This window comes from Nocardia sp. NPDC050408 (assembly GCF_044458905.1).
Taxonomy (GTDB): domain Bacteria; phylum Actinomycetota; class Actinomycetes; order Mycobacteriales; family Mycobacteriaceae; genus Nocardia.
Map to the genome: position 1 here is coordinate 661,926 of NZ_JBITIL010000002.1, position 15,670 is coordinate 677,595.

Annotated in this window: 11 protein-coding genes and 1 pseudogene; 7 read left to right on the plus strand and 5 right to left on the minus strand. The window is 62.0% G+C overall.

Annotated elements, in window-relative coordinates; all coding sequences use genetic code 11:
- Positions 1 to 90: 90 nt before the first annotated feature.
- The gene (locus tag ACIBJI_RS07860) at positions 91 to 1,305 is read left to right on the plus strand and encodes an IS110 family transposase (protein WP_397083428.1); all 1,215 of its coding nucleotides are present in this window, start codon (positions 91 to 93) and stop codon (positions 1,303 to 1,305) included.
- A 103-nt stretch (positions 1,306 to 1,408) separates the two neighbouring features.
- On the opposite strand, the gene ACIBJI_RS07865 is transcribed toward ACIBJI_RS07860, so the two are convergent.
- A complete protein-coding gene (locus tag ACIBJI_RS07865; RefSeq protein ID WP_397083430.1) occupies positions 1,409 to 2,416 on the minus strand; it encodes a YncE family protein in 1,008 nt (335 codons plus the stop codon).
- 99 nt (positions 2,417 to 2,515) lie between these two features.
- Here ACIBJI_RS07865 and ACIBJI_RS07870 point away from each other — a divergent pair, with 99 nt between their 5' ends.
- Positions 2,516 to 3,013, plus strand: coding sequence for a Chromate resistance protein ChrB (locus ACIBJI_RS07870; protein WP_397083432.1), 498 nt, complete (start codon positions 2,516 to 2,518; stop codon positions 3,011 to 3,013).
- The gene (locus tag ACIBJI_RS07875; protein ID WP_397083434.1) at positions 3,010 to 3,441 is read left to right on the plus strand and encodes a chromate resistance protein ChrB domain-containing protein; all 432 of its coding nucleotides are present in this window, start codon (positions 3,010 to 3,012) and stop codon (positions 3,439 to 3,441) included. Before ACIBJI_RS07870 ends, ACIBJI_RS07875 begins: the two co-directional genes overlap by 4 nt.
- Positions 3,442 to 4,327: 886 nt before the next feature.
- Here the strand turns inward: ACIBJI_RS07875 and ACIBJI_RS07880 are convergent.
- Positions 4,328 to 5,086, minus strand: a complete 759-nt coding sequence (locus tag ACIBJI_RS07880; protein WP_397083436.1) for a hypothetical protein — start codon at positions 5,084 to 5,086, stop codon at positions 4,328 to 4,330.
- Positions 5,087 to 5,642: 556 nt separating this feature from the next.
- Here ACIBJI_RS07880 and ACIBJI_RS07885 point away from each other — a divergent pair.
- The 3 genes and pseudogenes from ACIBJI_RS07885 (at position 5,643) to ACIBJI_RS07895 (ending at position 6,848) form a co-directional block, all read left to right on the plus strand.
- Positions 5,643 to 5,939, plus strand: coding sequence for a transposase (locus ACIBJI_RS07885; protein ID WP_397083438.1), 297 nt, complete (start codon positions 5,643 to 5,645; stop codon positions 5,937 to 5,939).
- A 41-nt stretch (positions 5,940 to 5,980) separates the two neighbouring features.
- Positions 5,981 to 6,550: pseudogene (locus ACIBJI_RS07890) on the plus strand (IS3 family transposase); the annotation flags it as partial.
- 13 nt (positions 6,551 to 6,563) lie between these two features.
- Positions 6,564 to 6,848: an integrase core domain-containing protein gene (locus ACIBJI_RS07895; RefSeq protein ID WP_397083440.1), complete on the plus strand. Its 285-nt coding sequence runs from the start codon at positions 6,564 to 6,566 to the stop codon at positions 6,846 to 6,848.
- Between the two features lie 481 nt (positions 6,849 to 7,329).
- Here the strand turns inward: ACIBJI_RS07895 and ACIBJI_RS07900 are convergent, their stop codons facing one another.
- Both ACIBJI_RS07900 and ACIBJI_RS07905 read right to left on the minus strand, forming a co-directional pair.
- Positions 7,330 to 8,316 carry an NAD(P)H-dependent flavin oxidoreductase gene (locus ACIBJI_RS07900; RefSeq protein WP_397083442.1) on the minus strand — a complete coding sequence of 329 codons (987 nt, stop codon included), beginning with the start codon at positions 8,314 to 8,316 and terminating at the stop codon, positions 7,330 to 7,332.
- Between the two features lie 232 nt (positions 8,317 to 8,548).
- Complete coding sequence (locus ACIBJI_RS07905; protein WP_397083444.1) at positions 8,549 to 10,042, minus strand: long-chain fatty acid--CoA ligase; 1,494 nt, start codon at positions 10,040 to 10,042, stop codon at positions 8,549 to 8,551.
- A gap of 668 nt (positions 10,043 to 10,710) precedes the next feature.
- On the opposite strand from ACIBJI_RS07905, the gene ACIBJI_RS07910 reads away from it, so the two are divergent.
- Positions 10,711 to 14,160: a protein kinase gene (locus ACIBJI_RS07910; protein ID WP_397083446.1), complete on the plus strand. Its 3,450-nt coding sequence runs from the start codon at positions 10,711 to 10,713 to the stop codon at positions 14,158 to 14,160.
- Here ACIBJI_RS07910 and ACIBJI_RS07915 read toward each other — a convergent pair.
- Entirely contained in the window at positions 14,148 to 15,659 is a 1,512-nt protein-coding gene (locus ACIBJI_RS07915; protein ID WP_397083448.1) for an aldehyde dehydrogenase family protein, read from the minus strand. The genes ACIBJI_RS07910 and ACIBJI_RS07915 overlap by 13 nt on opposite strands.
- Positions 15,660 to 15,670: the final 11 nt, after the last annotated feature.

Below are 15,670 nucleotides of genomic sequence, written 5' to 3' on the forward strand. Positions count from 1 at the left end.
CTGATTGAGAGCTTGTTGCGGTCGTCGCTGGTTAGGGATCTGACGGCGGGGTTGTCCACGGGCTGGAACTGCGAGGTCAGGAGCACGTGGGTGACAACTCGCCCGGAAATCTGGGTCGGGATCGACGTCGGGAAAACCGCGCATCACGCATGCGCGGTCGACGACACCGGTAAAACGGTGTTCAGCCAGAAGTTCGGCAACGACCAGGCCGCGATCGAGGCGTTGATCGCCCGTGCCGGCCAGGCCGCCGATCAAGTGCACTGGGCGATCGATCTGACCAGCCCGATGGCGTTGCTGCTGATCACCGTGCTGCTCGCCGTCGATCAGCCGGTGACGTATGTGCCCGGCCGGGTGGTGAATTCTATGACTGGCAGCTTCCGTGGCGAAGGAAAAACCGACGCCAAGGACGCGCGAGTGATCGCCCAGAGCGCCCGCCTGCGCGAGGACCTCAACCAGCTCGTAATGCCCGACGAACTCGTCGTCGGGTTGACCCAGCTGACCAGCTATCGCACCGACCTGATGGCGGATTGGGTCGCCGGGATCAACCGGCTGCGTTCCCTGCTCGGGTCGATCTTTCCCGCGTTGGAGGCCGCGTTCGACTACTCGAATCGGACCCCGCTGATCCTGGTCGCCGCGATGTGCACCCCCGCCGAGATCCGATCCGCCGGAATCGACGGTGTCACAGAGCATCTCACCGAAAACGGTGCCTGGAAGCCGGGCATCGCCAAAGCCGCGGCCACCGCGGTCGACGCTGCCGCCCGGCAGAGCCTGGCACTGCCGGGCGAGGCGGACACCGCGATGCTGGTCAAACGCATCGCCACCAAACTGCTCGACCTGGACCGGGAGATCAAGGACACCGACAAACTCATCACCATCCGGTTCCGGGAACACCCGTGGGCCCGCATCATCGAGTCCCTGCCCGGCATGGGGCCCGGGCTCGGGGCGGAGTTCCTCGTCGGCACCGGAGGTGACCTGGCCAACTTCGCCAGCGCGGGGCGTTTGGCCTCCTACGCCGGCCTCGTCCCGGTTCCCCGGGACTCGGGCCGCGTCAGCGGCAACCTCCACCGGCCGAAACGCTACAACCGGCGCATGCGCAGGGTGTTCTACATGGCCGCCATGTCGAGCCTGCGCTACGAGGCCGGGCCCTCGCGACGCTTCTACGACCGCAAACGCAGCGAACGGCTGATCCATACCCAAGCCCTTCTAGCCTTGGCCCGGCGCCTAGTCGACGTGCTGTGGGCCCTGCTGCGCGACCAACGCGAATTCACCGTCGACACACCGGCATCGGTCGCTACAGCGGCTTGACACGGTCATTGAGAGTCCTGTCGTCGGAGGGGCTCTGGTCGGGATGGACTGCACGCCGAGGTGTGTCGACAGTTCATGAAGCTCGGATGAGAATGCCCCGCGGCTAGGTCGTGGGTTCGAATTCCCACAGGACCGGCGAGTTGGCGCCGCCATCGGGGATCGGGAAGTAGCTGTGGTGGGTCGCCGGATCCAGCGCCAACGTGTGCGCACCGTCGGCCAGATGCTTCGCACCGGCCGCCGTGGTGCGCCGGTCGCGCAGGTCGAACACACTGACCCAACCGCTTTCGCACGCCACGTAGACCCGTTGCGCGCCCGCGTCGTACACCAGCACGTCGGGCGTCTCGCCGACGCTGTGGCGATCGATGACCGAGCGTGCCGCGAGGTCGACGGTGACCATGGTGGCATTGCCCTCACAGCCGACGAACATCAGCTGAGCGGCATTGTCGAGTGCCTGCCCGTGCGGGGCGTCGCACCCCGGGGTGGAGATTCGGTCGGTGACCGCGAAGGTTTCCGGGTCGATCAAGGCGAGGTCACCGCGGCCCTGCACCGCCACCACCATCCGGTCGATCGCGCTGTCGTACACGACATTTCCCACCTCACCCCCCAACGGCACGGTGGCACGGACGCTGCCGGCGTCGGCGTCCACGACCGTCTCGGTGCCCGCGTGCTCGTTGGTCGTCCACACCGCATTGCGCACCGGGTCGTAAGCCAGTCCGTCGGGGTAGGTGCCGGTCGGTGCGGTGAACAGCACCGCGCCGTTGTCCTCGTCGAACGCGACGAGCTGGTCGCGGCCGGTAGCCGTCGCATACACACGACGCTTGTCCGCGACGACGATGACGCCGTGCACGTCCGGGGTATCGGGCCGGGTGCGCACCACCGTGCGCGCATGCACATCGACCTCGACCACCTCGCCCGCACCCATATGCGCCAGGAACAACAGCCCCCGCCCGGCGTCGAAACCGGTGTAGTCGAACCGCACGGGGCCACCGGTCAGTGCCATCTCACCGACTTTCCGCAACGGCAGATCACCCCCGGTCTGCGACGGAGCTTGCGATGAGGAGCACCCGGCTACCACCACCGCGATACCGACCAGCGCCGCAACCACCCGCATAGACCGCACCCTGCCCACCTCTCCAGAGAGATGTAACCGTGGTTACGAGCCTACGATAGGAGTTCCACCGCGTCCGAGTCCACACCCCCGGGAGGTTCGATGCTCGACCGAGGGCCCAGCGCGCCGGGCGAGTGGGTTTTGCTGTCCTATCGAGTGCCGCGTGAGCCCTCGACCCGACGAATCGCGATATGGCGCAAACTCAAAACGCTCGGCGTCGGGCAGATCTCCGACGGACTGGTGACCCTGCCCGCCGACGCGCGCACCCGCGAACACTTGGAATGGATCGCCGAGGAAGCGACCGAAGCAGGCGGGACGGCCTCGATCTGGATCGCCCGCCCCGCCACCCTCGCCACCGAACGCGAACTCGCCGCGAGCATGGCCCGCGCCCGGGCCGCCGAGTACACCGCCATCACCGCCGAAGCCGCCGCCGCACCGACCGCCACCGCAGCGCGCCAGTCCCTCGCGCGCCGACTACGCGCCGAGCTACGGCGCATCCAACGCCGCGACTACTTCCCACCCGTCGAACGAGAGCACGCTGTGGCCGCCGTCGAAGCCCTCGCCACCACCGACATCGGCTCGCGGCAGGTCTCCTCATGAAGTGGGCCACCCGCGCCGGCATCCACATCGACCGCGCCGCCTGCGCCTGGCTGATCCGCCGTCACCTCGACCCCGACGCGGAATTCGTGTTCCACACCGATCCCGCCGAATTACCCTCGGACGCTACAGGTTTCGACATGCGCGGGGTCGATCTGTCCCACCACGGCGGGGACTGCAGCTTCGAAACCATCCTGCGCCGCTACGACCTGCACGACCCGGTGCTGTGGAAACTCGCCGCCATCGTCCACGAAGCCGACCTCGACGACGAACGCTACGACGCCCCCGAGGCCCCCGGCCTCGACACCATATTGCGCGGACTGTCGATGATCTGCGACGACAAACAGATCCTCGAACTCACCGGGCCGATGTTCGACGGACTCTACGAATTCCACCGCCGCGCAACGCTGCTGGGCCGAGAACCCGCCTGACCCGTGGCGCCATTCGACAGCTCCCGGGCGGCGTAGACGGTGCGGCGCAGCGCCTGGTACCCCTTGAGCGCCCGCAGTGAGGGCGTTTTGCCGCCCGGACGTCGACAGCTTGCCGACCAGCAGGGTTGCGGTGGCGTGCCCGTACAAGATGATCCGGCCCTGGTCCCAGATCCGCGGCGCGAGCTGTAGCGGATGCCGACCGGGTTGATGCGGCACATTTTTGAGCAAGTTGATGCCTCGCTCGACGGACTTGGGGTCGCGCAAGTGGTGGCGTCGAACACGGGCTGTCTGCCGCCCGGCACCGGGCCACCGGCATCGGGGGCGCGAAGCAATTGATCCGGCAGCGCGCAGCCCCAGCGAACAACCCGACCAATAAACCTCGGCATGGTGACACGAATGAGTTCACTGCCCCGGAACCACGGCCCACGGTATTCAAGGAAGTTGCAGGTCGGCGGCGTGTACCAGATTGGGGATACGGGTCAGTTCCCCCTCCGGACACAGACAGTACGCTACGTCACCCGTTCTACCTGCGGTTATACAGAAAGGGCGAGTGACGGCGTAGAGCCGAATCAGTGCAGAACCGCAGGTGGGGAACTCTGTGGGGGTTCAATTCGGGTTCAGCTGAGAGAATCCTAAGAAACCGGCACGTCAGCCCGGTGAATCATGGACAGTCATATCACGGAAGTCTTTCCGGCTCTGTAGAAGTCGGTTGCGGCCTTCACAATCTGGGATACGGCGGCCCCGCTCGCTACGCCGATCAGAAGGGCTTTATGCGGAACGCTCGCCCGGTCGACTCCTCGGTCGGGACCGTCCCTGGTCGATGCTCACACGCCGGTCGCATGACAGCGCGAGATCAACGGAACTCGGAGTCGTCGTCCCGCACCGATCAGGTCAGCGCGTCCGTCGAGGCATCTGCAATCATATCGACGGACGCATTGCGTGGTATCTGCTCAAACGCCTCAACCGCCGCCTCGAGGAACTCGGCGTATCGGCGTGCCCAATCCCGAGCGCCGACGTTGTACGAGTGTGCTGCGGCAACGCTCGCGCCACCCATGGCGGCTCTGTTCCGAAGCCGAAGGAGTTCGGTCCACGTACTCTCGAAAGAGTAGGGAGTGCCTGGCCACAACTCTCCCCCACCGATGCTTCCCACTAGCCGTTTCAGGTCGTGCGCGATGCGAATCATGGTCTCCGCCGGCTCGGACTCGATCGTCCGCAGGACCGAGGAACCGCTATACGAGAAGTCTTTCAACGCACTCAAACTCGCTTGGAATTCCAGGAACTCAGCCGCCGGAATCCTGCCTACCGCCGCCACCTGGGGCGCAACCTGGATGATGCGCGAGCGTTCCGGGCCGGTTGTTCGGGCGTCAGGGGGCTCCGAATTGGGGATGTTGGAGGTTTGCGAGTCGAGTTCAAGGGACTCCACCAGGAGTGGTGGTGTGTCCGCAGGAACTGCGGAGACGTCGCGGGCGAAGTCCTGGGCTTGGCGCTCCATCTCGGCCTCGGCGCCAAAGGCTGCGACCCTCAGTCTCTGCACCTGCGCCAGCATGGCGCGTGCTGGTTTTCGGAAAAGTGTAATCGCGAGCACCACGACCACCGGCCACTTCAGTGCGTTGATGTACTGCAGAACCATCTCTGGCGCGCTCACCAGGCGATCGTAAGGGGCCCCGCCGCAGAAGGATACATACGAGATCCGGCAGGGCTGCGACGAGCCCGGCCCGGCGGTGATGCCCCAGCTGCGAGGTTGGCGAGCGAGAGCGACTGCGGCGCAACACGTCCAATGATGCCACAAGCGCTGCAGGGCGTGGCGAAATGTCCTGTGGGTCAGGACATACGCACACGCACATGGCCGGGATCAGGCCCTGGCGCCAGTGTTAAGTAGCCGATTGCTGGGTGCTTCTACATCCGCGACGCCCTCTTGCCCCAATGACGGCTCCGTGCACGAGGAAGGATTTGAGTTCTTCTGGGTACGCTGGGATTTCGATCAGAGTGAAGTCACCTTCGACATTGATGATCACCTCGATTCGAAGGCCGTCCGGGGGCGGGTAGAAACGATTCTGGAGCTCCTGGATATACCGGCGTCGGATGGCCCGGCCAGGTGGTGCCGGCGTGACTGCGTTGATGAGGTCCGTGCCTCCGTGTTTCTTGGTGACTCATGCGATTCCCCTCATATCGTGGAGGCCGGACCATAGAGGAAAGGCCAGATGGCGGAGAAGAGACGCAAGTTCGATGCGGATTTCCGTGAGGGAGCGGTCCGGATCGTGCGGGAGACGGGCCGCCCGGTCGCGCAGGTCGCCCGCGAGCTGGGGATCAACGAGGGCACGCTGACGACCTGGATGGCGCGGGACCGGCAGCAGCGTGACGGTGCGGCCGGTGACCGGTTGAGTGAGTCCGAGCGTGAGGAGCTGCTGCGGTTGCGGCGTGAGACCGCCGAGCTGGCGATGGAGCGCGATGTGCTCAAGCGATCGGTGGTCCTGTGGGTGAAGGACGCGACCAAGTGAGCGTGGCCCGGTTCATCGCTTCCCAGAGGACCGAACACGGTGTGCCACAAGCCGTTTGCTGCCGCGCCCTGGATGTGTCCGGGTCGTGGTTCTACAAGTGGCACGACCGGCCACCGACGCCGCGGCAGCAGCGGCGCGAGCAGCTGAGCGAGGCGATCCGGGTGATCTTCGAAGCCTCCGGTAACACCTACGGCAGCCCGCGCATCGGCGACGAGCTGCGCGAGAACGGTTGGCAGGTGTCCGACAACACCGTCGCGGCGATCATGGCCGAAAACAACTGGGCTGCACGAAAAGTCAAACACAGACGCGGGTCCACCAGGCCCGGGAAGCGGCCCGTGGCGCCGGATCTGGTGCGCCGCCAGTTCACCGCGGTCGCCCCGGACGTGTGGTGCGGCGATGTAACCGAAATACCGACCGAGGAGGGAAAACTGTATCTGGCGTCAGTGGAAGAACGGTTCTCCGGCCGGCTGCTCGGGTATGCCACCAGCACCCATCATGATGCTGAATTGACCTGTGCCGCACTGCGAATGGCGGCAACAACCCGCGGCGGAGACGTCGATGGAGTGATCTTCCACTCCGACAGGGGCAGCGAATACACCGCTGCGGCGTTCAACCGGCTCGCTCGTGCGCTGGGCGTCGTGCAATCGATGGGCCGGGTCGGATCGTGCCCTGGACAACAGCCCTGCCGAGGCGTTGAACTCCACCCTGAAGGTCGAGTTCGTCCACCGGCACCGGTTTCGCACCCGCGCCGAGGCCCGGCTGAAGATCGTCACCTGGGTCACCGGGTTCTACAACGCGGCCCGCCGCCACTCGCTATGCGGCGGGAGATCGCCGATCGACTATGAGACCCACATGGCTACCGTCCGAGCGGAGGCCGCAGCAGCCCTGTCACGCGACGAGGCCGCATAAAGACCCTCCACACTTCGAGGGGATTGACATGACGCCACGAAAATTGCGTCCTTTGGGTCTGACCACCGAGATTTCTCACCTCGGACCGATCCGCGCTGTTGCAGCACTTCACTTTTGTAACGCGCGGCGTGTGCCCAACACAGTGACACGAACAGCCTTCCTGGGCACGTCGTCATCCGTCGCCGCCACCTTTCATAGACGGTCCCGAATGCGGTCGTTTGTCGGCCCTTACGTGCCAGATCACGCAGCGGGCGGGAAACTTTACTCTGTTTGACATGATCACACAGCCGACGAACCAGAAGCAGCACCGCCCAGGGAGGCTTCCATACAAGCGCCGCAGACTGACGCTTCTTCCAATCCGATAGGCACCGGTTACGCCGACAAACTGAGTAACATCGCAAATTCGTCGAGCGATTGTTCATTCTTTCCGGAACCCACACGATTGCACTCTTTGCCATACCAGGCCTGGCGTCTTATGATGCTAGACAAGGGTTCCAACCAGTGACTTTCTTTTCAGTGAGTCAAGAGCCTCGTCGTATTGTGACTTAAAATTCGCAACCAATTCAGCAACTGTCAGATTCTCGCCAATGGCGCCAATTCCCTGACCAGCACCCCAGATATCCTTCCATGCTTTGATCTTCATATTCCCGCCGGACCCGAAGTCCATCGCCGAGGGGTCCGACTCGGGCAGGTTATCCGGATCCAAACCCGCCGCCACGATGCTAGAGCGCAGATAATTGCCGTGGACACCCGTAAACAGATTGCTGTAGACGATGTCCTTGGCAGCCGATTCGACGATCATTTTCTTGTAGTCAGGATTCGCATTCGCCTCAGCTGTGGAAATGAACGCGGAACCGATATACGCCAGATCCGCGCCGGCGGCAAGGGCGGCCAAGATTGACCTGCCGTGCGCGATCGCACCCGACAACAGGACCGGGCCGTCGAACCACGCTCGAATCTCCTGCACCAGCGCAAATGGAGATTGGGTGCCAGCGTGGCCGCCGGCACCCGCAGCGACAGCGATGATGCCGTCGGCACCCTTGTCTATCGCCTTGTGGGCGAACTCGTTGCTGATCACATCGTGCAACACAATTCCGCCGTACGAGTGCACAGCATCATTGATCTCCGGTCGAGCGCCCAACGAAGTGATGACAATTGGAACCTTGTGGTCAACGATCACCTGCATGTCTTGGTCGAGTCGATCATTGGAGCGGTGCACGATCTGGTTGACGGCGTAGGGGGCAACAATCGCGTCTGGGTGGCCGCTCTGGTAGGCCGAGTTCCCGTCTACGATACGGTCGAGCCAATCGGACAACATTGACGCAGGCCGGGCATTCAGGGCAGGGAAGGAGCCGATGACCCCCGCCTGACATTGCGCCATTACCAATTCGGGACCGGAACAAATGAATAATGGCGAGCCCAGAACAGGCAGAGCTAAGCGGTTGGAAATGGATGGTGGCAGAGCCATGATATTCCTTCGGTTGGGGTCGGCACTCCTTGAAAGGAAGGAGCGCTTCAGATTCGGGCATTTGCACGGAAATTACTTCCGGTGCCCGGTGGCGTCAGTTATGTCGGAGGGCGCGGGTTGTTGGGTGTTCCCGGTCGAGACCACCTCCTGATGACATTGCCACAGCGCTCACTCGGTGAAGGTCTGCAACAATCGTCGGCCGGAATATATGCGACTTTCTCGCGCTAGCGCGTTACTCTCCGCCCACTTTCGGTACAACTAGCTGACGTTTGAGGATCTTTCCGGAAGGCCCCTTCGGCAGAGAATCGACAAGCCAAACTGTCCTCGGGTATTTATAAGCGGCCACCCGATCCTTGACAAAGTCGCGCAGGGATTCAACAGATACCGACGCCCCCGGCCTCAAGGCCACGGCCGCAGCGATTTCCTCTCCGTGGACCGAGTGCGGATAACCGATGACTGCCGCTTCGAGAACGTCTGGATGCTCGTAGAACACTTCTTCAATCTCACGGGGATATATATTGTATCCACCACGAATAATCATGTCCTTTTTCCGGTCAACGATGTAAAAGTATCCATCCTCGTCTTGTCTGGCGAGATCTCCGCTATGGAACCACCCACCGCGCATTACTTGAGCGGTTTCCTTCGGGCGCTCCCAATAACCCAACATGACGTTGTGCCCACGGATTACGAGTTCTCCGACAGAGCCATGAGGTACCGGGTTGTCGTTGACGTCAAGTATCGCAATATCGACGCCATCGATTCCGTATCCGATCGATCCCGGCTTCTGCCTTTCCAAGCGGTTGAATGTTGCTACGGGGGACGTCTCCGACAACCCGTACCCCTCCACAACCTGCACTCCGAAGGTCTCGGTAAACCCCCGCAAGACGCCCACCGGCATAGCAGCACCGCCGGACACGCAGATTCGCAGCGATGAAGTATCGGCAACCCCCGCCCCAGCGCTCAGCATCCCCACGTACATAGTGGGAACTCCCTCGAACACTGTGACACTGTCACGCTCTATGGCCTTGAGAACAATATTCGGATCAAATCGCGGCACGAGGGTTAAACATGCCCCTACGCTGATTGCGGCGTTTAGACCACATGTCTGCCCGAATGAATGAAACAACGGAAGGCATCCCATGATCACATCCTCGGATGTGAGGCCGAGAATCGCCGCGGCCGTGACTTCAGCGTTCTTCCGCAAGTTCGCATGGGTGAGTTGCGCGCCCTTCGGCGTGCCCGTTGTACCCGATGTGTAGAGGATGACCGCAGGGTCGTCATCGTGGCTTGCCTCGATCTCGGGCGAGCTCGACCAGGTCGCTATCTCAGCGAGCGTGCTCTCATCGATGGCCACTGCCGCGATGCCGACTTCTGCTGCCGCGGCAGCAACTTCCGGAAGAGCGCTGCGCCAGGCGAACACCACCTTTGCCCCAGAGTCGGCGAGGTGATATGCCACTTCTCGCGACTTGAGGAGAGGATTCATCGGCACTACTACAGCGCCGGTACGGAGAATCCCGTAGTACAGAATCGGGAAGGCCAGAACATTCGGCACGAGCAGTGCAACTCGGTCACCGGTAGCGATGCCGCTTTCACGAAGCCAGCCAGCTACCCGCGAAGACTGCTCTTCCAGTTCGAGATAACTAAGTTCGGCCTCGTCCAGCCTAACCGCCGTACCGCGTGGATTTGCGCTACATGAACGCCCGAGAAAGCGGGCCAGGTTACTCATATTCTCCTCTACTCACGTTCCAGCACCGACTTCCTTATCGTAGCCACGACAGTATCGAATATCGCCGCATCCAATGTCACCTTTTACTCTTAAAGCAGGCTCGCCTATCTATACCTGCTCTGCCAAATATTCCAAGCGTTTCACGACTCGCGCATAGGAAATTATGCTGATTCACTGAGTTCGACAGGTGTTGTCCAAAATCTGATGATTCTCGGGCCGCGGCGCGCCTCCGGGGTTATCAGAAAATTTGCCGTGTGCGCGCAGCCTCGCGCTGCGCACCAGGTCCTCAGCCAACCTCCGACTTCCTTTCGGTTCAACGGCTTACTTTGGCAGTGTGCGGGAATGCCATAGGGACCGCATCTCGATCCAGCGGAGATCACTCCTTTCACCGATGAATGTCCCTCGATATAGGTATCCGCTTCGCCGTCAGGGCAGATCGATGAAGCGCGAGCTCTTTCTGACCATCGCCGGAAGGTGCAGACAGACAGGCAGGGAATGCCGCGCCCTCGGCAGCTACCGGATACACCGCTGATCGGACGGCTCACGGTTTGGTCCCGACTCCGCTCTTGGCTAGCACCAGAGACGTCCCGCAGCGTCCCTGTCAGTGACCTCTCTGTAAATCCGTCCTATCATGGAAGAGGCGTGCTGGACGCCCGGATCGAGATGAGATGAGCGTTCCCGATGTAACTACAGACCTTCTCGGCGCTGGTCTGCACGAGGCGGTGCAGATCGGAGCAGGCGGGTTCGGTTCGGTGTATCGATGCATCGAGCACTCTCTTGGTCGGGTGGTAGCCGTGAAAGTGCTTCTCGATCCGAGCGCGTCCGAAGGCGGCCTCAAAAGGTTTGCGCACGAGCAGGAGACCATGGGGCGCCTGTCGGGCCATCCGAATATAATCGCGATCCATCGTGTCGGCGTAACGGCCGCAGGTCGGCCATTTCTCGTGATGCCACACTACGAGCAAGGATCGCTCGACCAATTGATCCGTAGTTGCGGGCCGTGTTCGCTCTCACAGATCTTGCGGTTCGGTGTCAAGTTGTCCGCAGCGCTTGAATTCGCCCACAGTAATGGGGTCCTCCACCGTGATGTCAAACCTTCCAATATCTTGTTAAGCCAATTCGGAGAGCCCATTCTCGCCGATTTCGGTATCGCTAGGCGCGAAGGTGAACTGCTGACACGCACTGGAATCGTGCTGGGCTCGCCTGCCTTCAATGCTCCTGAAGTACTCGGTGGCCAGGCCGCGACGCCCGCAGCAGACGTGTACAGTCTTGGCGCCGTATTGTTCTGCATGCTGACTGGACATGCCGTCGCCGAGCGGCGTGCCGGCGAGGAACTCTTCGCTCAATTCATTCGGGTCACCGACCAGCCGATCTCCGGCCGTAGTCTCCTTGGTGCGAGCGAGCGAGTAGCAGCCACCATTGAGCTGGCGATGCAATTGGATCCCTCGAATCGTCCAGCGTCGGCGTCAGCGTTGGGTCGGCTATTACAGCAGCTTGAGCTAGAGACGGGCATGGAAGTCGACCCGTTGTTAGTTCCTGGATCTGCACCGTTCGCTGACAGGACGGCAACTATCACCACGAATGGGCGGGCGGAACGCGATCACCTCGCTACAGCGCCTCCAACGATTCCGGCCAAGTATCAACCCATACCGATCTCCGGCGCGACGGTTATTCGGCGCCGCTTGCTCGATCGTCTTTATGCTGGCGGACGTCGTCGACTGATCTTGATACACGGCCCTGCAGGGTTCGGAAAAAGCACACTCGCGGCGCAATGGCAAGCGTGCCTCGCGCGGGACGGTGTGCCGGCAGCCTGGCTCAGCCTGGACAGTGACGACGACAATCCAGTCTGGTTTCTCGACCACTTGCTCCAGTCGCTGCGCCGCGTTCGTCCGGACTTGCCGCGAATCTTCAGCGAGGAACTCGCCAGCCAGGGGCGCCGCGGAATCCGCACGGTACTGACGCAGTTGCTCGCTGCGGTCCATGAGCATGCGAAGCGAACTGTGCTGATCGTTGACGACTGGCACTGGATATCCAGTGCCGAAACGACGGAGGCCATGGTTTTCCTGCTCAGCAAGGGTTGCGACCACCTGCAGGTAGTCATCACAAGCCGCAGCCGGAAGGGTCTGCCGCTGGCGAGCATGCGAGTCCGCGACGAACTTGTTGAGATCGATTCGTCCGCACTGCGGTTCGATGCGTCAGAATCCGGGTTGTTTTTGTTGAGGTCTCCACAGATCGACCTGTCTGCGGCGGAAGTCGAAACGTTGCACAATTCGACCGATGGGTGGCCTGCGGCGCTGCAGCTCGCCCTGCTCGCGATACAATCGTGTGGCCAACCGGATACGGTCATTCACCAGATCGACAATCATCAAGAAGTTGCCGAATATCTTACCGAGAACGTACTGAACACCCTTGAGCCCTCGGTATTAGATTTCATGCTCGTCACGTCATTGACGACGCGGACCTGCGGTGAGCTCGCGTCGGAGCTGTCCGGTGTAACCACTGGTGCCCAGTTGCTCGAGGAGATCCGTACTCGAGATCTTTTCTTGCGCCGCACCGAGGAAGATCCCGAGTGGTACCGATACCACCACCTGTTCAGCGAGTTTCTTCGGCAGCGGCTGCGCCGAATCGCGCCCGAGCGCTACAAGATGTTGCACAGATCCGCTGCCGACTGGTTCAGCCGCAACGGCTTCCTCAACGATGCCGTCGAGCACGCGCTTGCGGCCGACGAGCCGGTGTTTGCGGCCGAACTGATCGAGAGCCGCGGCCGTGAGCTGATCGAGCAGTCGCGGATGGCCACTCTGTTAGCGCTCGTCGGCAGACTGCCCACCGACCTCGCGGCGACCCTGCCCGAGCTGCAAGTCCATATCGCGTGGGCGCACACGCTGCTCCACCATCGACCACAACAAGTGTCACGCGCGCTGACTCTCGCCTGTGCCCAGCTACGGGCCGGTCCCGCCAGCATGCAAGATGAGACGAGTCCCTTACAGGTCGAGATTTCGGTCGTGCAAGCTGTCGCGGACTGCTTCTCGGATCGGGTCGAGCGTGTTGGTGCGCTGGTCGCTCAATGCTTGAAACACCCCGAACAGCAATCCCCCCTTGTCACGTCGGCGGCATCCAACGTTGCGACGTTTGCCGCCATAGCCGAGTTCGACTTCGACCAGGCTCGCCGTTGGCAGGAATGGGCTGCGCCCTATCACGAGCAAACATCTGCACCGTTCAGCGTCGTGTACGGAACATGCCTGGCAGGCATCGCAGCCTGGGAGCAGCTCGACCTCGATGCGGCCGAAGAATACTTCCGTAACGCCGTGTTGCTCGCCCAGCAAGGCATCGACGGCGCCGACTCATACGCCGTCCGATTGGCAGGTGCTCTGTTGGGAGATTTGCTCTACCAAGTTGGCGACATCGATCGGGCCGAGGAGCTTCTCGCTCGAAGCCGCGAGCTAGGCGCCGAGGGGGGTTTGGTGGACTTCAAGTGTGCGACCTATGGCACGGGCGCGCTACTGCTCGTAGGTCGCGGCGATGCCGACGGAGCCCGCCGACTGCTGGATGAAGGAGCCGAGATCGCACTTGCCCTTCGCCTACCGCGCCTCGGAGCAAGACTTGCTCGCGACCGATTCAAATGCGGTTTCGGCACCGATCAAAAACTGTCCGGATTATTCAACGGCACATCATCAGCACCGTCGGATGCATCGACGATAGTCGACGAATTGAGACGAGAGGTGAGGATCCGTGAACTCCTCGCCAGGGGCGAAACGGGCCCGGCATCCGCTGAAGCTGCGATTCTGCGAACCGCGATCGATCGGAGTTCGCGTCCACGAGCAGCGCTGGAAGCAGATCTATTGCGAACTTTATGTTTCGAGCACGAGGGGCAAGAGCGAGAAGCAGAGTCGCTGCTGGAAGGCGCTCTGCAGACCTGTGTCCCACGGGGGCTTTCGCAGTTTGTCGCCGACATCGATGAGTCGATCGTCAGAGTTGCAATCCGTGTTCGAAACGGCTCGTCCGGGGGAAGTCGGAGTCTGGCATCCTCGACCCACTACCGAGATTTTCTAGACCTCGTCACCGGTGTGTCCGGAAAGGCGGATGTTGCTTCCCGGACACACCCGCAGCATCACCAGCGGTAAAGCAGCTTTGTCAGTGCCACCAGTGCTCGAACGGTCCACTTCGGACGGCTGAACGAAGTCGGCCTCAACGTTGCTGGGAGAACTCTACGCGCAATAGACTTCGCCCGCGTGAACTCACGCAGCCCGTCGGCACCGTGGATTCGTCCGAACCCTGCACTGCCGACTCCGCCGAAGGGCAAACTCGGCATCGCCACGTAGGGAAGGATCGAGTTGACCCCGACCATGCCGACGTTGAGCGCTCGAGCCACTTTCGCCCCGCTTCGCCGCGAGAACACAGTGGCACCGAGCCGGTAATCATTTGCATTCGCCCTGATGACAGCATCCTCCATGGACTTGACGCGATTGATGATGATCAGTGGGCCGAAAGTTTCTTCGGTGACGGCAATCGAGTCCTCTGGTACGTCGACCAGGACCACCGGCTCGACGTACGGTGCGCGCACAGATTCCCTGCCGCCGACGATTACGCGGCCGCCGTGAGTGATTGCATCGTCGATGTGGCTTCGAATGACCTCGACTTGTGAGGGCATCGTGATCGGCCCCAGATCGGAAACCGGCTCGCCACCGACGCGTAGGACAGACGCCTGTTTCGATACGAGATCGATGAAACGCTCAGCTACCTGCTCGACCACGTAGACGCGCTCCACCCCGACACACGTCTGTCCTGCGTTGGCAAGGGAGCCCCAGACCGCCGCATCCGCTGCTGCCGCCAATTTGGCGTCGCGATCCACCAGCATCGCATCCTTGCCGCCGCACTCCATCAGCACAGGGGTCAGCGAATCCGCACAAGCCCTCATTACCTCCTTGCCCGTGCGATTCGACCCTGTGAAGGCGATTTTGTCGACGCCCGCTCGGCACAACGCCGCGCCAGTTTCACCGGTCCCTGTGATGATGTGGAGTGGCGAGAAAAGCTGCGCCTCGGGACCGAGGGCTTCGTTGAACGTGGTCACCAGCCAGTGCCCAACTGCTGTGGTGTATTCGCTTGGCTTGAATACCACCGCGTTGCCCGCGGCCAGGGCGTATGCGATGGAACCCATGGGTGTGAAGACCGGATAGTTCCAGGGCCCGATCACACCTACGACACCGAGCGGCTGATACTCCACGCTGGCGACGTGATTGGACATCAGCATTCCAGGAGCTACATGACGGCGCCCCAGGACACGCTTGGCGTTCTTGGCCGCCCAGTGGAGATGGTCGATGCCGAGGACGACCTCGATCCGGGCATCAGCCATAGGCTTGCCCGTCTCCTGCGAGACGACGCTAGCGAGTTCGTCGAATCGCTCGAGGATAAGCCGCCGCCACTTCTTCAGGCGCTTCTCGCGGCCTCGGAACCCCAAGCCGCTCCACCAGCCGAATGCCTCGCGCGCGCTGCATACCGTGCCATGGACAGCAGAAACGTTGTGCACGGGAAATTCTTCAATAAGCTCGCCTGTACGCGGGTCAAGAGACTGGAAACCACTCGAAGAAACGGTGTGGCTATTTGTGAATGGCTTGACAGTCACAGGTCGGCTCC